Annotated in this window: 23 protein-coding genes; 6 read left to right on the plus strand and 17 right to left on the minus strand. The window is 71.9% G+C overall.

Annotation, left to right across the window (positions count from 1 at the left end; all coding sequences use genetic code 11):
• Positions 1–34: 34 nt before the first annotated feature.
• The 11 genes from MRBLMI1_RS07030 to MRBLMI1_RS07080 all read right to left on the minus strand — a co-directional run bounded on the left by MRBLMI1_RS07030 (position 35) and on the right by MRBLMI1_RS07080 (position 7,090).
• Positions 35–2,053 carry an ABC1 kinase family protein gene (locus MRBLMI1_RS07030; RefSeq protein ID WP_367728831.1) on the minus strand — a complete coding sequence of 673 codons (2,019 nt, stop codon included), beginning with the start codon at positions 2,051–2,053 and terminating at the stop codon, positions 35–37.
• 21 nt (positions 2,054–2,074) lie between these two features.
• Complete coding sequence (locus tag MRBLMI1_RS07035; RefSeq protein WP_367728832.1) at positions 2,075–2,251, minus strand: hypothetical protein; 177 nt, start codon at positions 2,249–2,251, stop codon at positions 2,075–2,077.
• Between the two features lie 149 nt (positions 2,252–2,400).
• The gene (locus MRBLMI1_RS07040) at positions 2,401–2,670 is read right to left on the minus strand and encodes a GlsB/YeaQ/YmgE family stress response membrane protein (RefSeq protein WP_367728833.1); all 270 of its coding nucleotides are present in this window, start codon (positions 2,668–2,670) and stop codon (positions 2,401–2,403) included.
• 106 nt (positions 2,671–2,776) lie between these two features.
• On the minus strand, positions 2,777–3,055 hold the full coding sequence (locus tag MRBLMI1_RS07045) for a hypothetical protein (protein ID WP_367728834.1): 279 nt from the start codon (positions 3,053–3,055) through the stop codon (positions 2,777–2,779).
• A 26-nt stretch (positions 3,056–3,081) separates the two neighbouring features.
• Positions 3,082–3,669 (minus strand): hypothetical protein, encoded by a 588-nt coding sequence (locus tag MRBLMI1_RS07050; RefSeq protein WP_367728835.1) that lies wholly within the window; start codon positions 3,667–3,669, stop codon positions 3,082–3,084.
• Complete coding sequence (locus tag MRBLMI1_RS07055; protein ID WP_367728836.1) at positions 3,666–4,334, minus strand: DUF6286 domain-containing protein; 669 nt, start codon at positions 4,332–4,334, stop codon at positions 3,666–3,668. Before MRBLMI1_RS07055 ends, MRBLMI1_RS07050 begins: the two co-directional genes overlap by 4 nt.
• Complete coding sequence (locus tag MRBLMI1_RS07060) at positions 4,334–4,720, minus strand: hypothetical protein (protein ID WP_367728837.1); 387 nt, start codon at positions 4,718–4,720, stop codon at positions 4,334–4,336. Before MRBLMI1_RS07060 ends, MRBLMI1_RS07055 begins: the two co-directional genes overlap by 1 nt.
• Entirely contained in the window at positions 4,717–4,905 is a 189-nt protein-coding gene (locus MRBLMI1_RS07065; RefSeq protein WP_367728838.1) for a DUF2273 domain-containing protein, read from the minus strand. Before MRBLMI1_RS07065 ends, MRBLMI1_RS07060 begins: the two co-directional genes overlap by 4 nt.
• The gene (locus MRBLMI1_RS07070; RefSeq protein ID WP_367728839.1) at positions 4,902–5,357 is read right to left on the minus strand and encodes an Asp23/Gls24 family envelope stress response protein; all 456 of its coding nucleotides are present in this window, start codon (positions 5,355–5,357) and stop codon (positions 4,902–4,904) included. The genes MRBLMI1_RS07065 and MRBLMI1_RS07070 overlap by 4 nt, the downstream gene beginning before the upstream one ends.
• Positions 5,358–5,677: 320 nt before the next feature.
• Positions 5,678–5,866: an alternative tryptophan synthase beta-subunit gene (locus MRBLMI1_RS07075; protein WP_367728840.1), complete on the minus strand. Its 189-nt coding sequence runs from the start codon at positions 5,864–5,866 to the stop codon at positions 5,678–5,680.
• Positions 5,867–6,070: 204 nt separating this feature from the next.
• Positions 6,071–7,090 (minus strand): YihY/virulence factor BrkB family protein, encoded by a 1,020-nt coding sequence (locus MRBLMI1_RS07080; RefSeq protein WP_367728841.1) that lies wholly within the window; start codon positions 7,088–7,090, stop codon positions 6,071–6,073.
• A gap of 206 nt (positions 7,091–7,296) precedes the next feature.
• On the opposite strand from MRBLMI1_RS07080, the gene MRBLMI1_RS07085 reads away from it, so the two are divergent.
• On the plus strand, positions 7,297–7,587 hold the full coding sequence (locus MRBLMI1_RS07085; RefSeq protein WP_367728842.1) for a hypothetical protein: 291 nt from the start codon (positions 7,297–7,299) through the stop codon (positions 7,585–7,587).
• Between the two features lie 90 nt (positions 7,588–7,677).
• On the plus strand, positions 7,678–8,019 hold the full coding sequence (locus tag MRBLMI1_RS07090) for a hypothetical protein (RefSeq protein WP_367728843.1): 342 nt from the start codon (positions 7,678–7,680) through the stop codon (positions 8,017–8,019).
• An 81-nt stretch (positions 8,020–8,100) separates the two neighbouring features.
• Here the strand turns inward: MRBLMI1_RS07090 and MRBLMI1_RS07095 are convergent, their stop codons facing one another.
• Positions 8,101–9,918 (minus strand): amidase family protein, encoded by a 1,818-nt coding sequence (locus tag MRBLMI1_RS07095; protein ID WP_367728845.1) that lies wholly within the window; start codon positions 9,916–9,918, stop codon positions 8,101–8,103.
• A gap of 50 nt (positions 9,919–9,968) precedes the next feature.
• Entirely contained in the window at positions 9,969–10,775 is an 807-nt protein-coding gene (locus MRBLMI1_RS07100) for a cohesin domain-containing protein (RefSeq protein WP_367728848.1), read from the minus strand.
• A gap of 647 nt (positions 10,776–11,422) precedes the next feature.
• Here MRBLMI1_RS07100 and MRBLMI1_RS07105 point away from each other — a divergent pair.
• Entirely contained in the window at positions 11,423–12,517 is a 1,095-nt protein-coding gene (locus MRBLMI1_RS07105; protein ID WP_367728850.1) for a glycerate kinase, read from the plus strand.
• Positions 12,518–12,731: 214 nt separating this feature from the next.
• Here the strand turns inward: MRBLMI1_RS07105 and MRBLMI1_RS07110 are convergent, their stop codons facing one another.
• Both MRBLMI1_RS07110 and MRBLMI1_RS07115 read right to left on the minus strand, forming a co-directional pair.
• Complete coding sequence (locus tag MRBLMI1_RS07110; protein ID WP_367728852.1) at positions 12,732–12,959, minus strand: hypothetical protein; 228 nt, start codon at positions 12,957–12,959, stop codon at positions 12,732–12,734.
• A gap of 922 nt (positions 12,960–13,881) precedes the next feature.
• Complete coding sequence (locus MRBLMI1_RS07115; RefSeq protein WP_367728855.1) at positions 13,882–14,241, minus strand: hypothetical protein; 360 nt, start codon at positions 14,239–14,241, stop codon at positions 13,882–13,884.
• Positions 14,242–14,482: 241 nt separating this feature from the next.
• On the opposite strand from MRBLMI1_RS07115, the gene MRBLMI1_RS07120 reads away from it, so the two are divergent.
• Positions 14,483–14,671, plus strand: a complete 189-nt coding sequence (locus tag MRBLMI1_RS07120) for a hypothetical protein (RefSeq protein WP_367728857.1) — start codon at positions 14,483–14,485, stop codon at positions 14,669–14,671.
• Positions 14,672–14,952: 281 nt separating this feature from the next.
• Positions 14,953–15,402 carry a hypothetical protein gene (locus MRBLMI1_RS07125; protein ID WP_367728860.1) on the plus strand — a complete coding sequence of 150 codons (450 nt, stop codon included), beginning with the start codon at positions 14,953–14,955 and terminating at the stop codon, positions 15,400–15,402.
• Between the two features lie 309 nt (positions 15,403–15,711).
• Here the strand turns inward: MRBLMI1_RS07125 and pdxA are convergent, their stop codons facing one another.
• Positions 15,712–16,761, minus strand: a complete 1,050-nt coding sequence (gene pdxA / locus MRBLMI1_RS07130; RefSeq protein WP_367728862.1) for a 4-hydroxythreonine-4-phosphate dehydrogenase PdxA — start codon at positions 16,759–16,761, stop codon at positions 15,712–15,714.
• Positions 16,754–17,932 (minus strand): four-carbon acid sugar kinase family protein, encoded by a 1,179-nt coding sequence (locus MRBLMI1_RS07135; protein WP_367728866.1) that lies wholly within the window; start codon positions 17,930–17,932, stop codon positions 16,754–16,756. Before MRBLMI1_RS07135 ends, pdxA begins: the two co-directional genes overlap by 8 nt.
• 130 nt (positions 17,933–18,062) lie before the next feature.
• On the opposite strand from MRBLMI1_RS07135, the gene MRBLMI1_RS07140 reads away from it, so the two are divergent.
• Positions 18,063–19,052 carry an aldo/keto reductase gene (locus MRBLMI1_RS07140; RefSeq protein ID WP_367728869.1) on the plus strand — a complete coding sequence of 330 codons (990 nt, stop codon included), beginning with the start codon at positions 18,063–18,065 and terminating at the stop codon, positions 19,050–19,052.
• Positions 19,053–19,086: the final 34 nt, after the last annotated feature.

Here is a 19,086-nt window from a genome sequence, read left to right on the forward strand (position 1 = left end):
TCCGGCTGTGCGTCCGGACGGGACGACGTGTGCGTCAGTCGCGCCGCGCGAAGGAGCGGCGGACGACGCGCAGCAGGCCGAGGAATCCGAACAGCCCGATCACCGCGCCGAGCACGGCGAAGAGGGTGACCGAGCCCCCGAGCACCGGCCCGCCGCCGGAGATGATGAGCACGACCGCGAGCACCACCGCTGCGATGGAGACGAGGGTGGATGCCACCTCGCCGCTGATCCGGGTGAGGACGCCGCCCGCGTCGGTGCCGTCCTCGGAGCGCAGGGTGATGCCGATCGAGCCTCGCTCGATCCCCGTCAGCAGGGCGTCCAGGCGGCGGGGGAGCCGCTGCAGTCGCGCGAGGGCGATGGCGGAGTCGGCCTGCATGTCGGTCGCGAGGCGGCGCAGCGAGACGGTGCGCCGCATGAGGGCGGGCATGAGGGGGAGCGCCTCGCCGACCATGTCGTAGTCCGCGACGATGACGCGGAGGCATCCCTCCAGGGTCGCGAAGCTGCGGAACGCCGACGCGAGCTCGCCGGGCAGGGCGATGCGGTGCTGACGGATGACGTCGACCATGCGGGTGAAGATCGACCCGGTCGCCGCGGACGCCAGGTGCTCGGTGGTGAGCACGAGACCGATGTCGCGCCGGAACGCCTCGAGGTCGACGTCGGCGGGAGCGTCGACGATCAGCAGCAGCGCGTCGGTCGCGGCGACGTCGTTCTCGCTGAGCGACGCCAGCAGCAGGGCGGTCAGGTGCTGACGACGGCTGCGCTCGATGACGCCGACCGCGCCGAAGTCGATCATGCCGAGGGTGCCGTCCTCGCGCAGCAGGACGTTGCCCGGGTGGAGGTCGGCGTGGAAGACGCCGTAGACGAGGATCTGCTCGATCACCGTCGCCATGAGTGTCCGGGCGAGGGTCTCGCGCTCCTCGGGACGCAGGGCGGCGAGACGGTCGGCGGACTCGGTGAGCGGGCGCCCGTCGACGAGCTCCATCGTGAGGACCCGGGGCGCGGAGGCCTCGGGGAACGAGCGGGGGATGGAGATGAGCCCGGGGCGGTGGCCCGGCGTCCGCTCGATCCGGGTGAGCGTGGCGCGGATCATCTCCATGTTGCGCGCCTCGATGCGGTAGTCGAGCTCCTCGAGGAGCGTCGTCGTGAAGCCCCGGGCGACGGACTCGATGCGGAGGTCGCGGCCGACGCGGGTCCGCGCCTCGGCGCGGTGGGCGAGGCGGCCGATGATGTCGGCGTCCGCCTCGACCTGCGCGCGGGCGGCGGGCCGCTGCACCTTGACGACGACGGGCGTGCCGTCGCGCAGCGTCGCCCGGTGGACCTGCGCGACGGAGGCGGCGGCCAGCGGCGTCGGGTCGACGTGCGCGAACACCTCGTCGAGCGGTCGCCCGAGGTCGCGTTCGACGACCTCGCGGACGACGTCCCACGACAGCGTGGTGGCGTTCGTCTGCAGGGATGCCAGGGCGCTCAGGTACGGCTCGGGGATGAGGTCGCGTCGGGTGGCGAGCACCTGGCCGAGCTTGACGAAGCTGACGCCGGCGTCGTTGATGGTCGCGACGATCGCCCGGGCGCGCTCGTCGGACGTGCTGAGGTCGCGTTCGACCCGGCTGTGCCCGCCGTGGAAGATCCAGCCGACGCCGTGGCGGGAGGCGATGGTGAGGATCTGCAGGTAGCGCCGGGTGCGCTTGCGCTGCCGCAGCGCCGCGCGGACGAGGTCGACGGGGTTCGGCAGCGGTCGGGTGGGGAAGATGGCCTCGCTGGCCACCAGCGCGGCGACCCCGAGGGCGAACATCCAGGCGATCGCCAGGGCGATGATCCCGAGGGCGATCCAGACCTGATCGGGGGTGATGGTGTCGACGGTGGTGCCGTCGGGCCCGCTCAGCGCGGTCTGCCGCAGGACCCATTCCGCGAAGGGGATGCCGAGGGCGAAGACGAGCAGACCGATCACGATGCTGCGCGGCCAGCCGACCGGGGTCCCGAGGACGCGTCGGGCCACGAAGCCCACGAGGACCGCCGAGACGACGGCGGCGAGGGCGATCAGGGCTTGGGCGAGCACGGGGTCAGCGTAACCCGCGCCTCACGCGACGACGAGGAGTCCGCAGCCGGGGCAGCGCCAGACGGCGCGGTCTCCGACGACGTGCGGCTCGAGGGTGAGGAGGCAGCCGGGACAGGTGGGGGCGAAGCCCTGCGTGGTGTCGTCCGCGTCCTCGGAGGAGAGCGGGAAGGGAGGCGGGTCGATCGTCCGTCGCGTCATAGCAACATGTTCACATGCCCCACCGACACGGCCGCTGGGAGAGCGGCGTCCCGTGTCCGCCGGGGTGTGACCCGTGTCCGCCGGGTGAAAGAAGAACGGGGGAGGGCGCTGAGCGCCGTCTCCCCCGTTCCGCGGTGGTGGTGTGTCCCTTAGCGGGTCGCACCCCGGCGGCCGACGATGAGGCCGTAGATCAGAAGGACGATGATCGATCCGCCGATGGCCAGCAGCCACGTCTGGATCGAGAAGAAGTCCTGCAGCGGAGCGTTGAACAGAACGCTGCCGAGGAAGCCGCCGAGCAGCGCGCCCACGACGCCGAGCACGAGGGTGATGATCCAGCCGCCGCCCTGCTTACCGGGGAGGATGAGCTTGGCGATGGCGCCGGCAGCAAGACCGAGGATGATCCATCCGAAGAATCCCATTGCTGTGTCCTTTCAGTGGTGTTGCGTGGGCGAGTCCCCCACGTCCAGGTGACCCCCAGGAAGGGGTACTGGTAAAACTGTGGCCCCTGTGACCTATTTGTGGGAACTACTTGCGCAGGCGCCGAAAAGTACTTTTACTTCTGCGCGCGAGGGCCTTGGCGCGCTTTTCGGCGGATTTGCGCTGCTCCGCCGCGAGCTCGGCGACCCGCTTCGCCCGGCGCTCCGCGTTCTTGCGACGCTCCTTCTTCGCCTTCGGGTCGTTCCAGAGCCGGACGAGCTGGTGCCCGACCGACTCGCGCTCCTTCACGCGCACGCGGGGCGTCCGGGTGCCGACGATGAACGCGAGCAGGGCGACCCCGCCGACGAGGATGATCTTGTTGCGCATGGTGGTCTCCGTTGTCGTCCGGGCGGTCAGCGCACGCGGGTGTTGTCGTGGGCGAGCTTCGCGCGCAGGCCGCTGTGGATCGAGATGTAGGTGCGGAAGGACTGGCCCGTCAGCGTCCCGAGGTTCGAGACGAGCGTGTCGACGTGCGTGGCCACCTCGCGGGGCGAGGTGTTCTGGCGCGGCGTGACGGCCACGTGCAGGACGGGCTCGTCGCGGACCTCGCCGGAGGTGATGCGGGCCGAGAGGATCTCGTCGCGGTCCGACAGGGCGTTCTGCAGCGCCTCGGAGGCGAAGCCGTTGGTGACGGTGATCCGGCCGGATCCCTCGTCGCTGCCGGTGGCCTGCAGCGGAACGCCATGGCGACCGCGGACGGCGGCGGCGGCGATGATCACCAGCAGGACGGCGAGGACCGCCAGGATCGCGACGACGATCCAGCTGAAGGCCGGCTGGCCGACGCTCTCCGCCCAGCCGCGGACCCCGTCCGTCACCGACGTGTACGCACCGGCGGTGCCGGGGAGCGCGACGAGCAGGACGAGCAGGGCGCCCTTGGCCAGCAGGATCAGTCCGACGATGAACAGCAGGGTGCGGTTCACGCCGCGGTGGGTGTTCCTCATCGCAGGGCCTCCTTCGTCGCCGGGGTGGTGGCGGTGGTCGGCAGCGCCCCCGTGGGACGGTCGGGCGCGGCGGGGCGCGCGGCGCCGTCGTCGTCGCCGTTCTTCGGGCGATCGATGCGCACGCGGGTGCGCACGCTCGGGGTCAGGCGGTACGACTCGATCTCCGTCTCGACGCTGCGGCGGACCGCCTCCGCGTCCACGGGGATGCCGAGCGGCGGGCGCACCGTCACGTCGACCGAGCGGTGGGCGACGCCGACGACGATGTCGTCGCGGGCGATGCCCGTGTCGGCGCTCAGGCGCTGGGCCAGTGCGGAGGCGACGACGCCGTTGTCGACGACGACGGCCCGCTCGCCGGCCTCCATCTCGTGGCGTGACAGGCGTCCGGGCTTGAGCGCGAGCACGACGAGGATCAGCCCGACGAGGGCGAGCACGATCCCCGCGGCGATCACCGCCCCCGGGGCGAAGGCGCCGAGCGGGTCCGCCAGCGCGTCGAACGCCGCACCGGGGGCGATCAGCAGCGGAGCCGACCCCGTCGCCGCCAGGACGATCTCGGTGCCGGCGTAGACGAGGGCGAGGAGGAGGAGGACGACGACGGTGAGCATGGCGACGGTGCGGGGCGAGTGGGTCTCGCGGCGCACGACGGTGCGGAGGGTGGTGTCGGTCATCAGCGCACTCGCTTTCTCTTCGGGGTGGTGGCACCGGTCAGGGTGATGTCCACGCGGGAGACGTCGCGTCCGAACAGGCGGGTGAGGCGTGTGTGGAGGTCGGCTTGGATGCCGCGGGCGGCCTCGAGCACCGGGACGGTGGTGGAGATGGCGGCGGTGTCATCCAGCCGGGGGATGGGGAACGGGGCGGAGACGCGGACCACGACGGTGTCGCGGGAGCCGGTGATGTCGATGGAGACGTCGCTGCGGTCGATGCCGATGGCCTCGGCCGCGGCTTGTTCGGCGGCCTTGCGGTAGACCCGATCCGCTACATCGATCCGACCCCGCGTGGCGGCCGGTGCGCCCGCCGGGGCCGCGGCTGCGACCCCGGTGAGTGCGGTGGTCATGACGTGCTCCGCCCGGTGAAGGCGTTGACGACGTTGCGGATGTCGATCTGACCCGACACGACGCGGCCGACGACGGCGCCGATGGCCATGAACAGGGCGACGAGGATGAAGCCCCAGAAGCCGAACAGGAGGGCGGAGACGGCGAGGACGAGCCCGACGAGGGCTCCGGTGTAGGTGGGGTTCATCGGACTCGCGAGCTCTCTTCGTTGTTGTCGTCGTCTCCGGCGATGTGGATGTCGTTCACGTCGACGTTGACCTCGACGACCTCGAGGCCGACGAGACGGTGGATGGCGTCGGCGACGTGGTCGCGGACCTGGGTGGCGACGTCCTGGATGGGCGCCGGGTACTCGACGACGATCGTGACGTCGGCGGCGGCCTGGGTCTCGCCGACCTCGACCTTGATGCCCTGGGACAGGTCCGTCGCGTTCACGGCGTCGCGGATCGCGCCGAGGGCACGGGCTCCGCCACCGCCGAGGGCGTACACGCCCGGGATCTCGCGCGCGGCGATGCCCGCGACCTTCGACACGACGCCGTCGGCGATCGTGGTCTTGCCCGCGGTGCCCGATCCGCCGGGCGCGTTCGAGAATGCGCGGTCGACGCGACCGGCCGTCGTGGTGGTCTGGTTTTCCTCAGCCATCGGAGTGTCCTTCCCGTGTACGTCGTGACCCGGGATCATGTCCGCGGGCCGAGCGAGGTTCGCTTACCGGGGAGACGGGTCGAGTCGCCGATTCGTCACGCGCGACGTCGATCTTTTTCCGCGGACGGAGAAGGGATGCCACGCCGACGACGCTCCCTATCGCGCCCGGCTCCGGGCGTCAATGGTGTGCGCGCGGTCGGGTTCTCGCCGAGGCTGAGGGAACCGGCGCGGGGGCGTCGGAGGGGGAACGGTGGGGGGCTCAGCAGCGTCGGTGACCGGTCGGATTCCGGCCGGTCACCGCACTCGGGGTCGGAGCCGTCTCAGCGTCGCGGCGCGGGCTGTCGCAGCGAGACCTCCCGCTGCCCGAACAGTCCCCGGCGCACGCGCGCCATCGTGTATCCCTGCAGCTGCAGATCGTCGCGCAGCTCGGGCGTAAGTGGCTTGTGCGGTACCCGGACCCACCCCGTCGGATAGCTGTACGCGTGTGTGATGCGATGGAACTGAGCCATGGCGAGTCGGCCTTCCCCCCAGAATGAGCAACGACTGTGCGCGGTATCCGGACGGCGTGACCCCGGGGCGGTGGACCCGGCGTCGCGTCACCGGTGGCCGCGTCGCGCATCAGCGTAGCTTCGTCATGTGTCCGGCGCATGAACATGACCCGAGGGCGTGGTATGCGCGCGGTTCTGCGGGTGGGGCGTCCCGCGGCGAGTCCCTCAGGAGCCGGAGTCCTCGCCATGCGACTCGCGGATCCGCCGTCCCTCGGCGACGTCCTTCTCCTCCTTCTCGCGGGTCTTCTCGAGCTTCTTCGTGTCGCGCGGGGGGAGCTGCAGCTCTCGTTCGGCCGGGATGCCCGACTGCAGCTGGCGGCCGCGCTCGAGTTCGGCATCCAATTCCGCCCCGAAGAGGATCGCGAGATTCGCGATCCACAGCCACAGCAGGAACACGATCACGCCGGCGAGCGAGCCGTAGGTGCGGTCGTAGTTGGAGAAGTTGGCGACGTAGAGGACGAACCCGGCCGTGGCGATCGCGAGGATGACGATCGCGGCGATGGCGCCGACGCTGATCCAGCGGAACTTCGGCTGCTTCGCGTTGGGGGCGCCGTAGTAGAGGATCGCGAGGATCAGCACCACGATGGCGAGCAGCACGGGCCACTTGACGACGTTCCACACGGTGACGGCGACGTCGCCGAGGCCCAGGGCGTTGCCGACGGCCTCGGCCACGGGGCCGGAGACGACGAGCAGTAGCGCGCAGACGCTCACCAGCACGACGGTGATGACGGTGAGCAGCAGCTGGACGGGCTTGAGCTTCCAGAACGGCCGGCCCTCGTCGATCTCGTAGATGCGGTTCATCGCACGGCTGAAGGCGCCGACGTAGCCGGACGCCGACCAGATGGCCAGCACGATCCCGGAGACGAGGGCGAACCCGGCGCCGGGGGACGAGGCGATCTGCTCGATGGGTCCGCGCAGCGTCTCCGCGGTGTCGCCGGGGGCGACGTCCTGGACGATGCCCAGGACCGTCGACACGGCGGCGTCGCTCTGACCGACGACGCCGAGGATCGAGAAGACGGCGATGAGGCCGGGGAAGAGCGCGAGCACGCCGAAGTAGACGAGGCTCGCGGCGATGTCGGTGCACTGGTCCGAAGAGAACTCGCGCAGCGTCTTCTGCAGCACGTACTTCCAGGACCGCTTGTGCAGGTCCGTCGGCGACTCGGGCTTCGCGGTTTTCGTCGACACGATGGTGGCCTTCCGTTCCGGGGGGACCTCCGGTCTACGGCGGCCCCCGTCGGGTTGCCACGACCGTTGACGCGGGGTCGTCCGGTGTGAAATGGATGCCGCGGAAGAACACATCTACGAAGGTGAGACGCACGGCGCAACCGGTTCGTCGTCGCTCCGCGGGTGCATTACTCTGTTGTTCGGCCGGAGAGAGGGGTGTCCGGTCGGTGGTATCGAACAAGGTTTCGGATGCGAAGCTCGAACGCGTCCTGGCATCCATCGCCCCGACGACGCTGCCGATGCAGGCGTTCGGACCCGGGCCCGTCGAATGGTTCGAGCGTCCGCGGCCGGTGTGGGCGTGGGTGCAGTGGCCGCATCGCTCCGCCGAGCGCGTCGCCTGCTGGGCGCACGCGGCGAACGACCGCGTCGTGTTCCTGCGGGTGCCGTGCGAGGGCGGGCACTGGGAACCCGTGGTGTGGCGGAACGCGGTCCGTGTGCGCCGCCCCGACGAGCGCTGACCGGCGGCGCGGACCGTGCCCGGTGGCATCCCGTTGGACAATCCGCGCAAAACCGCCGGACCTCGAACGTCCCGAGCGCACACTGGACGCATGCGTCGGATCGTTTACGCGGGTGGGTCCTTCCTCACCACCGCCGAGATCGCCGGGACGCTCATGCGGCTCGCCGTCGGCGTCGCGGTGCTGGGCGGGACGGAGCTGGTCGAGGTGCCGGTCTGCGGGGACGCCGACGGGACGGACACCGCGCAACTCGTGATCGGCCCGGGCCTGCCGCTGCTCAACCTCCCCGTCGACTGGCGCGGCGACGAGCCGGACTTCACGACCGAGAACCTCATGCTGCAGATGCGCACGAGCTACCCCGCGACGGGCGGGAACGGAGATGCGCTGCCGGCCGACTCCGGTGCGCCGTGGAGCGCCGACTTCGACGAGTGGTGAGGCCGTGCGTCCCTCGGGGGCGGGATGCCGGACGGCCCCGGAACCCGTGGGTCCCGGGGCCGTCGTGGCGTCGGCGCGGCGTCAGCCCAGCGGGCCGTAGGCCGCCGGGGTCGTGCGCTTGTGCGTCGCCTGCTCGTACGCATAGGCGAAGCCGAGCAGCGTGCCCTCGCTGAAGTCCCGGCCGAGGAACTCCATGTTCACGCCGCCGATCGTGCCTTCCGTCGTCTGCCCCATCGGGACCGTCACGGCCGGCAGACCCGTGTTCGGGCTGAGGCGGGTGTTGGCGGTGCTGATGGTGCCGTAGGCGTTCGCGGTCGGGTAGATGACGGCATCCAGGTTCTGGTCGTTCATCATCTGCGTGACGATCTGCTTGCCCTTGGCGAGCTGCAGCGTGTGCGACCCCTGCGGTCCGGCCCAGGCCTGGTACGCCTCCTCGGTCACGGCGGCGCGCTGCCCGTACGGGTTGGTCGCGCGGCCGGGGACGATGTTCGGCGACAGCGAGATGTCGAGCAGGCTGCGCGCCGACACGGCCGGGTTCAGGTAGCTGGCGATGTAGTTGCGCAGGTCGTGGTTGAACTCCGGACCGCTGCCGCTGCCCTCGCCCACGATCGCGGCCCAGCCCTCGGGCAGCACCACGTCGACGACCGTTGCGCCCTGCGCGGTCAGGTCCGCCTTGGCCTGGGCGAACAGGCTCCCGGTGGCGGCGTTGCTGCCGACGAGCGTCGTGAGGACGCCGATGCGCTTGCCCTTGAGGGCGTCGGTGTCGAGGTACGACGTGTAGGTGTCGGGGACGAGACCGGCCTGGCGCTGGGTCACGGGGTCGTTCGCGTCCACGCCCACGACGGTGTCGAGGGCCACGGCGGCGTCGAGCACGCTGCGGGCCATCGGGCCGCCGGTGTCCTGCGACAGGGCGAGGGGCACGATGCCGTCACGGCTGGCGAGGCCGACCGTGGGGCGCACGCCGACGAGCTGGTTGTACGTCGACGGGATGCGGATCGACCCGCCCGTGTCGGTGCCGAAACCGATGCCGGCGAGGTTCGCCGCGATCGCCGCGCCCGTGCCGCCGCTCGAGCCGCCTGCGCTGCGGGTGGTGTCGTACGGGCTCGAGACGATCGACTTCGCGCCGGCCGGCTGGAAGGCCGACCACTCCGAGGTCAGGTTGATCGCGAACTCGTCCATGCTCGCCTTGGCGACGATGACGGCGCCGTCCGCGCGCAGACCCTCGACCATGGAGGCGTCCGACATGGTCTGGTTCTCGTTCCAGCAGCCGCAGCCGGCCGTGGTCGGCATGTCGACGGTGTTGTAGTTGTCCTTCAGTGCGACCGGGACGCCGAGCAGCATGCTCGTCATGCCCTGCTCCGCGCGGATCGCGTCCGCCTCGGCGGCGGCCTTCAGCGCGACCGTGCTCGTCGTGATGATCGAGTTGAGCGGACGTCCGCCCTCCTGCTTCACGGCGCGGTCGTAGGCGGCGATGCGGTCGAGGTACTCCTGCGTCAACGACACCGAGGTGATGACGCCGGCGTTCATCGCCGACTGCATCGACACGACGTCGGCCTCGACGATCTCGAACGGGCCGTCGTCGTAGATGACGCGCTCGGACAGGGCGGCGAGGTCGGACGCGGTGATCTTCGCGTCGCCGTCCAGGTCGAGGTCGGACACCTCCGCCCATTCCGGGGACGTGGATGCCACCCCGATCGCGCTCGCCAGGAGGGCGAGGTCGTCGGGGGTGACCTGGTCGTCGCCCGTGAGGTCCAGTTCCGTGTAGTACGGCGCCGCGATCGGGGCGGTGGAGGAGGGAGCGGGCGCGGCGGTCGCCGCAGTCGGGGCGATGACGGCGCCGGCGACGGCGACCGAGATCGCGGCCGAGCCGGCGAACAGGCGGCGGGTCAGAGGGGTCATGGGCGCTCTTTCGCGGTGCAGGGGGGAGGAGGGGGAGGGGATGCCACGCATCACTCGCTCACCCCCTGGCGGCGACGGCGGATGACGAACACGGCGCCTGCGGCGATGAGCGCGACGCCCACGGCACCGGTGACGAGCCACGGCGCGGCCTCGGACCCGGTGACGGCGAGGTCGCCTCCGGACGAGCCGTTCGCGGCCGGGGCCGGGATGGCGGTCGTCGAGGGGGAGGCGGTGGGCGCGGGCGAGGCCGTCGTGGACGGCTCCGGCTCGGGCTGCGGCTCGGGCGCGGGGTCGGGGTCGGGCGTCGGCGCGGCGGCGATCACGACGGGCGCGGTCGCGGCGTTCGCGAGCGTCGTGACCTCACCGGTCGACGACACCAGGCGGACGGACGACAGGTCGATCGTCGCCGTTCCCGCTGCCAGGGTCGAGAACGGGATGACGCCGAGGGTGAGGGTCTCGCCCGGGCCCGTCGACAGGCCGGGCGAGGTGCCGAGGCGGGTGTGGGTGAGGATGAGGCTGCCGGCGTCGGTCACGGCGGAGTCGAATCCGCCCTCGGGGGTGCCGGTGATGTCCTCCGCCTCGACCGCGAGCAGCTCGTCGGGGAAGGTCAGCTCGAGGTCGTACGCGTAGAGGTCCGAGACGCCGGTGGCGGTCAGGGTGGCCTCGACCGTGTCGCCGGCCGCGGCCGTCGGCGTGACGGTCAGGGTGAAGACCGCCGTCGGGGCGGCGGCGACGGCGGCGGGGGCCGCGGCGAGGGGGGCCGCGACGGTGAGGGCGGCGACGAGGGCGGCGACGATGCGCCTCGACGTCGCTGATGCCGCGGTCGCCGCGGGGGCGGCTGCGCGGAATGCAGGCATGCGCAAGTAGGGCTCCTTGGTGGGGGTGGTGGATCGCGGCCGCACGGGCCTCTCGGCCGCGATCCGGGGGTATGCCATGACCTTGGCAGCGCGTCGTGTCGCGTTGGTCACGCCGTGTTGCGGCTTTGTGTCGTCGCTCGCGCAGAAGTCGGCGCGGCCGCTCGCCGAACTCCGGAGGTGTGGGGGCCGCTGCTCGTCGAACTCCTGAGGTGTGGGGGCCGGCGCTCGTCGAACTCCTGAGTCTCGGGGCCGGCCGCAGGGCCGCGGCTCGCCGAACTCCTGAGGTGTCGGGGCCGGCCGCGGGCCGCTGCTCGTCGAACTCCTGAGTTTCGGGCTGAATGTGCGGCGACAGGCCCCGGGAGAGGCGGATCCGCCCGGTTTCTCCGGGGCGGGGCTCGCGGTTCTCAGGAGTTCGGCGAGGCAGGGCCGGGCAGGGCCGGGCGGAGCGCGGCTCGCGGTTCTCAGGAGTTCGGCGAGGCAGGGCCGGGCGGGGCCGAGCGGAGCGGGGCTCGCGGTTCTCAGGAGTTCGGCGAGGCAGGGCCGGGCAGGGCCGAGCCGGGCTGAGCGGAGCGGGGGTGCGGGGGAGTCGGGAGTTCGGCGGGGGAGGAGGGACCGGGTGAGACTGGGAGCCCGAGCGAAGGAGTCCCATGCGCACCAGGACCGTCGTCATCGCCCCCGATTCCTTCAAGGGCAGCGCCTCCGCGGCGGACGTCGCGCAGTGGATCGGCGAGGGGTGGGCGGAACGGCGTCCCGGCGACGACATCCGCCGCCACCCGATGGCGGACGGCGGCGAGGGCACCATGGCCGCTCTCGAATCCGCGATGCCGGGAGTGGAGCGGCATCCCGTCGTCGTCCCCGGACCCACGGGGCAGCCCGTGTCCACCTGGTGGGTCGGCATCCCGGCGCCGGACGGGTCGGTCACCGGCCTGGTGGAGCTCGCCGCGACGAGCGGGCTGACCCTCGCCGCCCCGGCTCCGCTGAACGCCGGGACCGCGGGCGTGGGACACGCCATCCGGGCGGCGCTCGAGGCCGGCGTCGACGAGATCGCCGTCGCGGTGGGAGGCAGCGCCTCGACCGACGGGGGAGCGGGACTGCTGACCGCGCTGGGGGCGTCGATCCGCGACCAGGACGGTCGTCCGATCGCGCCGGGCGCCCGCGGCCTGGCGGCGGCGGCATCCCTCGACCTGGCCGGGTTGCTGTCACCGCCGCCCGGGGGAGTGCGCATCCTGGCCGACGTCACCAACCCGCTGCTCGGCGAGCGGGGCGCGGCGGCGGTGTTCGGTCCGCAGAAGGGTGCCAGCCCCGCCGATGTCGTCGCGATGGACCGGGCGCTCGCCGGGTTCGCGGGCATGGTCGGGGTCGATCCGGCCACGCCGGGCGCGGGTGCCGCCGGTGGTGCCGCCTACGCGCTGCTCGCGTGGGGCGGCCGGATGACCTCCGGTGCGGCCTTCGTGGCCGAACGCAGCGGACTCCTCGACGCGATGCACCGAGCCGACGTGGTCGTCACGGGCGAGGGGCGCTTCGACGAGCAGAGCGCCCACGGCAAGGTCGTCGGATTCCTCATGGATGCCGCCACCTCACCGCTCCTGCTCGCCGCCGGGGGCATCGCGGCTTCGACCGAGCGCTTCGCCGCCGCTGTCGCGCTGAGCGAGCTGTCCGGCTCGGTCGCTGCGGCCATCGCCGACCCGGAGCCGTACCTGCGGGAGGCGGGCCGCCTGCTCGCCGCCGCGTTCCCGGCCTGACCTTCGCCGCACCGGACCCGGGATGCCGCCGCGTTCCCGGCCTGACCTTCGCCGCACCGGACTCGGGATGCCACGGCCGCCGGCCCCGTTCCCGAGCTGCGCTCGCCGGGTCCGACCCGGCACTCATAAACGCTCTCTGCCCTCATAAACGCCGTGTGCACGCGTTTCTGAGTGCAGACAGCGTTTATCGATCGGAGCACCACGCGCGCGGCCGTCACCGGCGCCGGCCGTTGCCGGTGAGCTCGCCCCAGTCCGCTGCCGGGGCCCCGCCGGGACGCATCGACCCGAGGAACGCCATGTGCACCTTGTAACAGGCGAGCCGCAGCGTGTGCGCCCACCCGATGACCTCGCCGCGGTGGATGGCCTTGTACATGACCTGCTGGCCGTTCATCACGCGGCGGATCTCGATGCGCCCGTACTCGTGTCCTTGCGGGTCGACCATCCGCCACACCCCGGTCGGTCCTTCGACCGCAGCCAACACCGGATGCCATTCGCCCATCGCTACGCCGGATCCTTTCTCCGGCCGAGAGAGCAGCAGGCTACGACCGACCCCCGACATCGCGCCAGCCCCCTCTGCGGATGGCGCTGACTTGCCCCATATGTACGCCGGGGCCCTGGCGTCGCGTACATCTGCGACAAGTCACCGCTGGAAGAGCACGGGACAGCACGGAAGCCACGGGACAGCACGGAAGCCCCGGAACATCACGGCTGCACGCCAGCCCCCTCTGCGTGTGGCGCTGACTTGCCCCATATGTACGCCGGCGCCCTGGCGTCGCGTACATCTGCGACAAGTCACCGCTGGAAAAGGGCGCGACAGCAAGGCAGGGCGGAAGATCGCGCACCCCGCCACCCCCTTTTCGGATGGCGCTGACTTGCCCCATATGTACGCCGGCGCCGGGGTGTCGCGTGCATTTGCGACAAGTCAGCGCCGGAGAAGCGCGGGACAGCGCCTCACCACGGGAGCGACGCCGCGGCGGAGCACGCGCGGACCCGGCGGACTGCGCGCGCCGTATCGCGTGTGCGGAATTCGTCCGCGCCGCGTGATCGCCGCGCAGATTCTGCCGGCGCAGCGCGCGGCCGACTCCGTTCGGCACGCCGCAAGAACCGCGGAATTCCGGGGCTGTGGACCGTCGCCGGCCTCATGGGCACCCGGCCGACGACGGCCTCATTTTCATCTAACTCGGTTCCCCCTAGTGACGCTGTCCCCCTAAAGGTGGACAATGGAATGCAGGTGACTCCTCCCCGCTCGGACGGCACCCCCGGCGGGGAGGAGCCCCTCTCCTCTGCGGTCGAGTGCGTCTCCCGCGAACGAGGATCCTGGATGCCACGGCCCCGAGGGGCGGCATCCACCCGTCCGACGTGGGCTAGAACGAGAAGCCGGCGCGGTCGCCGGTGGCAGAGACGCGCCGCGCCCCGTGCGGGGTGACCCGGACGTGCTGGACGGCGTCGTCGGACTCGATGATGTCCTCGATGTCCACGCCGAGCAGGCCGATGGCCGCGATGGTCCCCGTCGGGTCGCCGCCGACGGCGCCGAGCGCTCGCAGCGCCCGCGCCCGCGTCCGCTCGACGTACGCCGCGACGGTGCGGGCGCTCGCCGTCAGGGCGACGGTCCGTCCGCTGTACGCGGTGAGGGAGCGCAGCCGGAAGACGTCGCCGCGGTCGTCGCGGTCGACGTCGTAGATCTCGCGAAGGACGGCGATGAGTCGCGTGCGGTGCGCATCCATCGTTCTCTCCTTCGTCGCGTCGGCCGACCGGGCCCGGGGTCGTGACGAGGCAGGACGGCGAGAGGACACTCCGACCATAGGGCATGTATGCATGCCCAGACAAGCTGCGCGGTGACGCCGCCACGGGTCTGACCGCGCGGCGGCCCCACCCGGCGGGGGAGTTCCCCCCACCTGTCGGGCGCGCTCTGCGTTCCGCGCTGCCAGCGTCGAAAGGTCCGCCCCACGAAAGGTCCCTCGACCCATGTCTCAGAGCCGTGAATCGACCGGTGTCCTCCTGCTCGCGCTCGCGGTGGTCGCCGCGCTGCTCGCGTGGGCGGCGCAGCTGACCATCGGCTGGTTCCTCCCGGCGGTGTTCGCCGCCGTCGCCGTCCTTCTGGCGGTCACGGGGCTGGCGTCCGCGCGGCGCCGGCGGGACCAGGACCCGACGTGACGTTCGACGTGGCCGCATCCGATCCGGCGGTCCTGCAGGCGGACGGGATGCCGCCAGGTGAACCGGCGGGCGAGATTCACGGCTGAGCGGGGATTTCCCGCGCAGCGCGACCTAACGTCGAACATCGGGCTCATCGCTCGGCATCCCACTCTCGCACCGAGGAGGTCATCCATGACGTCGCGCGAACTCGCCCGTGAGCCGAGTCACCGTTCCCGCCGAGCCGGGGGAGCGAGGGGGGCCGGCGGCGCCCGACGCCGAACGTGCCGAGAGGGAGCCGCGTAATGGCCTGGCACTCCCTCTCGCTGCACCGGCAGCGCGACGGCCGCATCGAGGTGCTCGTCTATTCGCGCCCGACGCATCGCACCTGGGCGCTCGACGGGCTGCCCGAGGTCGTCTCGCCGACCGCGACGCCGAGGCAGCTGGGCGAGGCCGTCGTGCGCGGCCTGAGGCGGTCGCTGCAGGGCATGTGCGTCCGCGAGGACCCGGACTTCGAGCGCTTCCTCGCCTGGAACGGCGCGTTCAACTGGTCGAGCTACTCCCGCGGGGTGCGCGCGGTCGACGTGGTCGCCGACTTCGAGGACGAGATCGGTCCCGTCGGCCTCACCCCGCAGGTCCGCGTGCGCGACGGCGATTTCATCCCGATGATGAAGAAGACCGTCATCGTCGACGGCACCGACGTGACCGCTCTCGGCGATGCCGCCCGCCGCGCGATGATGCAAGCCGGCGGCTGACCCCCGCGTCGCCGGAAGGGCCGATGGATGCCACCGGGTGGCATCCATCCCGCGTCACTCGCGGTTGCGCAGAGCGGCGACGACGCCCATCGTCAGCGTGGTCCCGAAGAGGAGCACGAGACACACCAGGATCGCCACGGTCTCGACATGTTCGTCCACTGTTCCCCCTCCGGTCGGAGGCGACGGTACGCCGGGAAGATGACGTCGAGGTGACGGAAGGGCGTCGAGCCGGGGGTCTCGAAGCCGCCGCCTCCGCCCGGGAACGGGAGCCCCGGGCGGAGGCGGCCCCGAACGGAGGCTCGAGCGAGGTCAGGCCACGAGGTCGCTGGCCCGCGCGGTCTCCCACACGGTGTCCCAGCCCCGCGAGAGCTCCGCGGCGCGCTGGACCGACAGGACGAGGCTCGCCTCGCGGGCGATGCCCTGTCCGGCGATGTCGAACGCCGTGCCGTGATCGACCGAGACGCGGACGACGGGCAGGCCGACGGTGATGTTGACGCCGTCGTCGCCGTAGACCGCCTTGAAGGGGGCGTGTCCCTGGTCGTGGTAGCAGGCGACGACCATGTTCCACTTGCCGCGCACGGCAGCGGGGATGAGCGCATCCGCCGGGATCGGCCCGTGCGCGTTGATGCCGCGCTCGCGTGCGCGCTCCACGGCGGGCGCGAGGATGTCGGCATCCTGATCGCCGAAGATGCGGTTCTCGCCGGCGTGCGGGTTGAGGCCGCACAGGCCGATCGCCTCGTCGGGCTTGCCGAGTGCGCGGACGAACGCCCCGGCGAGGGTCAGCACGTCGTCGGTCCGCTCCGGGCTCGTGCGCTCGATCGCCTGCTGCAGCGAGACGTGCGCGGTGAGGTGGAAGAAGTAGAGGTCACCGGCGGAGAGAACGAGGCTGAAGTTCTTCACGCCGAACTCGTGCGCCAACAGCTCGGTGTGGCCGGGCCACTTGTGCCCGCCGGCCTGCATCGCGGCCTTGTTGAGCGGCGCCGTGACGATGCCCTGCACGATGCCCTCCCGCGCCAGTCGGCACGCCTCGACGACGAAGCGGTACGCGCCGTCGCCCGCCTCGGGGCTCAGCTCGCCCACCGGCACGTGACCCAGCGAGCCGCCGGTCTGCACGACCTCCACCAGGGCGGGGTCGTTCACCGCGTCGCGCGGGTCGGCGATCACACGCACCGCCGCGGGGTCGAGGCCGACGAACTCCGCACCGCGACGGAGGGCGTCCGCGTCGCCGATGACGACGGGAACGCAGATCTCGCGCAGCTCGGGGTGCTGCAGCAGCGTCTTGACGGTGATCTCGGGACCGATTCCCGCGACGTCGCCCAGGGTGAGGGCGAGGACCGGGAGGGCGGGATGCTCAGACATTGTGATCTTCCTTCGGGTGGACGGGGTGGAGGACCGGGTCGGTCGGCGATTGCGACCGCAGGTGGGACACGAGGTCGACGAGGGCGCTCGACGAGCCGAACCCGCCGGACTTGGAGACGAGGCGCACGCCGTCGGCCAGACCGCCGACGATGATCCCGGTCGGACAGCCCGCGTCGAGGACGCCGTCGAGGCGGACGGCGGTCGCGCCCAACGCGGCGAGCACGGCGGCCACGCCGTCGCCGCCGACGACGATCAGCGCGCCGACGTCCTGTGTTTTCACGAGCGCGTTCACCCGCTGGGCGAGCTCCGCGGCGACGTCAGACGGACGGGGGCCGCGTTCGACGGGCGGTGTCAGCACGTCGACGTCGGAGGGGAGGGATGCCGCCAGCTCGCTCACCTGGCGGGCGGAGACCGGGTGCAGCGAGGTGACCGCGACGACCACGCCCCCGCGGCTCGCGGATGCGACGGAGGCCCGAGCGGGATGCTGCCACCGGCGGGCGAGGGCGGAGGCGAGACCGGCGGAACCGACGGCGACGACGGCGGGGTCGTGATGGACGAGGCGGGCCAGCGCGTCCAGATCGTCGTCCGTCGTGGCATCCGCGTACGCCCGGGCGGGCATCGACGAGATCGCGCTCGCCGGAGACAGCGGCTGGAACCCGGGCAGCAGTTCGTCGAGACGGCTGGACGCGACGGGCGCGAAGGGGTCGCGGCCGGAGTCCGTCTCGCTGACCGGGATGCCGTCGACGAGGACGACACCGTCCACGACGGTGCGCCCCAGTGCCGGGAAGGCCGGGGTGACGACGGCGCGGGCGTCAGGATGCCGACGGCTCCAGGCATCGAGGGCTCCCCGCACCTGTGCAGGCACCGACCCGCGCATCGTGGAGTCGATCTTGAGGAAGAGGCGCTCGACCCCGGCCTCGGACAGCCGGCGGACAGCGGCCGCGGTGACCTCCGCGGCATCCGGGTCGTTCAGGGACCGGGCACCGGTGGCGACCGCGAGCACGGTGCTCGGGGTCAGGGGGGCCTCATGGTCCGTGTCCGCGGGGCCCACGAGGAGCCGCACCGCCCAGCCGTGCTGCGTGAAGACGCCGGCGGAATCGGCGGCACCGGTGAAGTCGTCGGCGACCAGGCCGACCGTCGCCGGGACGCCAGGGCCGGTGTCGCAGGTCATATCGGTCTCTCCGGTGAGCGAGGGGTGCGGTGCCTCTCGAGCTTAACACGATGGCGCGCGTTTCGCGCGAGAAATTGCGCGCAACGCGCAATCGAGAGAGAATCGAGCAGGTCAACAAGGAGGTTTACGCATGAGCGATGACACGTCCGCGGGCGCGATCACGATCCCCGGGACGCCCGTTCCCCTCACCACCGCCGTGCTCGGCACGATGAACATGGGCGACACCAGCGACGCCGCGGCATCGGAGGAGCTCTTCGAGGCTGCCGTGGACGCCGGGATCACCGGCATCGACTGCGCCAACGGGTACGCGCGGGGAACGACCGAGTCCCTCATCGCGCCCTGGGTGAAGCGGCACCGCGACCGCATCGTCCTGGCGACGAAGGCGGGGATGCCGCACGCCGACGCCGGTGCGGACGCGCCCCTGTCTCCTGCCGGGCTGCGGGCGAGCATCCACGGCTCGCTGCGTCGTCTCGACGTCGACCGCATCGACCTCTTCTATTTGCACCAGCCGGACCGGCTCACTCCGATCCGCGACACCATGGAGGCGATCGCGCAGCTGCACGCCGAGGGCAAGATCGGCGCCTACGGGGTGTCGAACTTCGCGGCGTGGCAGGCGCTCGAGGTGGTCCGCCTCGCGGACGAGCTCGGCATCCCGCGTCCCGCGGTCGGGCAGAACGTGTACAACCTCGTCGCGCGGCGGATCGAGGACGAGTGGATCGAGTTCGCCTCCGCGTACGACCTGGCGACCATGTGCTATAACCCGCTCGCCGGCGGCATGATCGCGCGCCCTCCCCGTGACGGCGCGGCGCCGACGCGTTTCGAGGGGTCCGCCCTCGCCGAGATGTACAAGAAGCGGTACTGGACCGACGAGCTCGTCGCCGCGACCGCGGCGCTCGCGCAGGTCGCCGAGGAGGCCGGCATGCCCATGTACGAGCTGGCTCTGCGCTGGCTCGTCGGCCGTCCGGGTGTCTCCGCGGTGCTCATCGGGGCGAACCGCACCTCCCAGCTGCGCGCGAACATCGACGCGCTCGCGAAGGGCCCGCTGCCCGCCGACCTCGCCGAGGCGTGCGACGCGATCTCGTCGCCGCTGAAGGGCAGCATGCCGGCGTACAACCGCTGACGCGGAGCGCAAAGAAAGCGGGCCCCGCACGTAG

This window comes from Microbacterium sp. LMI1-1-1.1, assembly GCF_040815675.1.
GTDB lineage: Bacteria > Actinomycetota > Actinomycetes > Actinomycetales > Microbacteriaceae > Microbacterium.

What these genes read in the sequence shown, in the direction of transcription:
- MRBLMI1_RS07035 (WP_367728832.1), bottom strand. Translation starts at nt 2,251, where the DNA reads ATGACGCGACGGACGATCGACCCGCCTCCCTTCCCGCTCTCCTCCGAG.
- MRBLMI1_RS07040 (WP_367728833.1), bottom strand. Translation starts at nt 2,670, where the DNA reads ATGGGATTCTTCGGATGGATCATCCTCGGTCTTGCTGCCGGCGCCATC.
- MRBLMI1_RS07045 (WP_367728834.1), bottom strand. Translation starts at nt 3,055, where the DNA reads ATGCGCAACAAGATCATCCTCGTCGGCGGGGTCGCCCTGCTCGCGTTC.
- MRBLMI1_RS07050 (WP_367728835.1), bottom strand. Translation starts at nt 3,669, where the DNA reads ATGAGGAACACCCACCGCGGCGTGAACCGCACCCTGCTGTTCATCGTC.
- MRBLMI1_RS07055 (WP_367728836.1), bottom strand. Translation starts at nt 4,334, where the DNA reads ATGACCGACACCACCCTCCGCACCGTCGTGCGCCGCGAGACCCACTCG.
- MRBLMI1_RS07060 (WP_367728837.1), bottom strand. Translation starts at nt 4,720, where the DNA reads ATGACCACCGCACTCACCGGGGTCGCAGCCGCGGCCCCGGCGGGCGCA.
- MRBLMI1_RS07065 (WP_367728838.1), bottom strand. Translation starts at nt 4,905, where the DNA reads ATGAACCCCACCTACACCGGAGCCCTCGTCGGGCTCGTCCTCGCCGTC.
- MRBLMI1_RS07070 (WP_367728839.1), bottom strand. Translation starts at nt 5,357, where the DNA reads ATGGCTGAGGAAAACCAGACCACCACGACGGCCGGTCGCGTCGACCGC.
- MRBLMI1_RS07075 (WP_367728840.1), bottom strand. Translation starts at nt 5,866, where the DNA reads ATGGCTCAGTTCCATCGCATCACACACGCGTACAGCTATCCGACGGGG.
- MRBLMI1_RS07090 (WP_367728843.1), top strand. Translation starts at nt 7,678, where the DNA reads ATGCGTCGGATCGTTTACGCGGGTGGGTCCTTCCTCACCACCGCCGAG.
- MRBLMI1_RS07095 (WP_367728845.1), bottom strand. Translation starts at nt 9,918, where the DNA reads ATGACCCCTCTGACCCGCCGCCTGTTCGCCGGCTCGGCCGCGATCTCG.
- MRBLMI1_RS07100 (WP_367728848.1), bottom strand. Translation starts at nt 10,775, where the DNA reads ATGCCTGCATTCCGCGCAGCCGCCCCCGCGGCGACCGCGGCATCAGCG.
- MRBLMI1_RS07105 (WP_367728850.1), top strand. Translation starts at nt 11,423, where the DNA reads ATGCGCACCAGGACCGTCGTCATCGCCCCCGATTCCTTCAAGGGCAGC.
- MRBLMI1_RS07110 (WP_367728852.1), bottom strand. Translation starts at nt 12,959, where the DNA reads ATGGTCGACCCGCAAGGACACGAGTACGGGCGCATCGAGATCCGCCGC.
- MRBLMI1_RS07115 (WP_367728855.1), bottom strand. Translation starts at nt 14,241, where the DNA reads ATGGATGCGCACCGCACGCGACTCATCGCCGTCCTTCGCGAGATCTAC.
- MRBLMI1_RS07120 (WP_367728857.1), top strand. Translation starts at nt 14,483, where the DNA reads ATGTCTCAGAGCCGTGAATCGACCGGTGTCCTCCTGCTCGCGCTCGCG.
- MRBLMI1_RS07125 (WP_367728860.1), top strand. Translation starts at nt 14,953, where the DNA reads ATGGCCTGGCACTCCCTCTCGCTGCACCGGCAGCGCGACGGCCGCATC.
- pdxA (WP_367728862.1), bottom strand. Translation starts at nt 16,761, where the DNA reads ATGTCTGAGCATCCCGCCCTCCCGGTCCTCGCCCTCACCCTGGGCGAC.
- MRBLMI1_RS07135 (WP_367728866.1), bottom strand. Translation starts at nt 17,932, where the DNA reads ATGACCTGCGACACCGGCCCTGGCGTCCCGGCGACGGTCGGCCTGGTC.
- MRBLMI1_RS07140 (WP_367728869.1), top strand. Translation starts at nt 18,063, where the DNA reads ATGAGCGATGACACGTCCGCGGGCGCGATCACGATCCCCGGGACGCCC.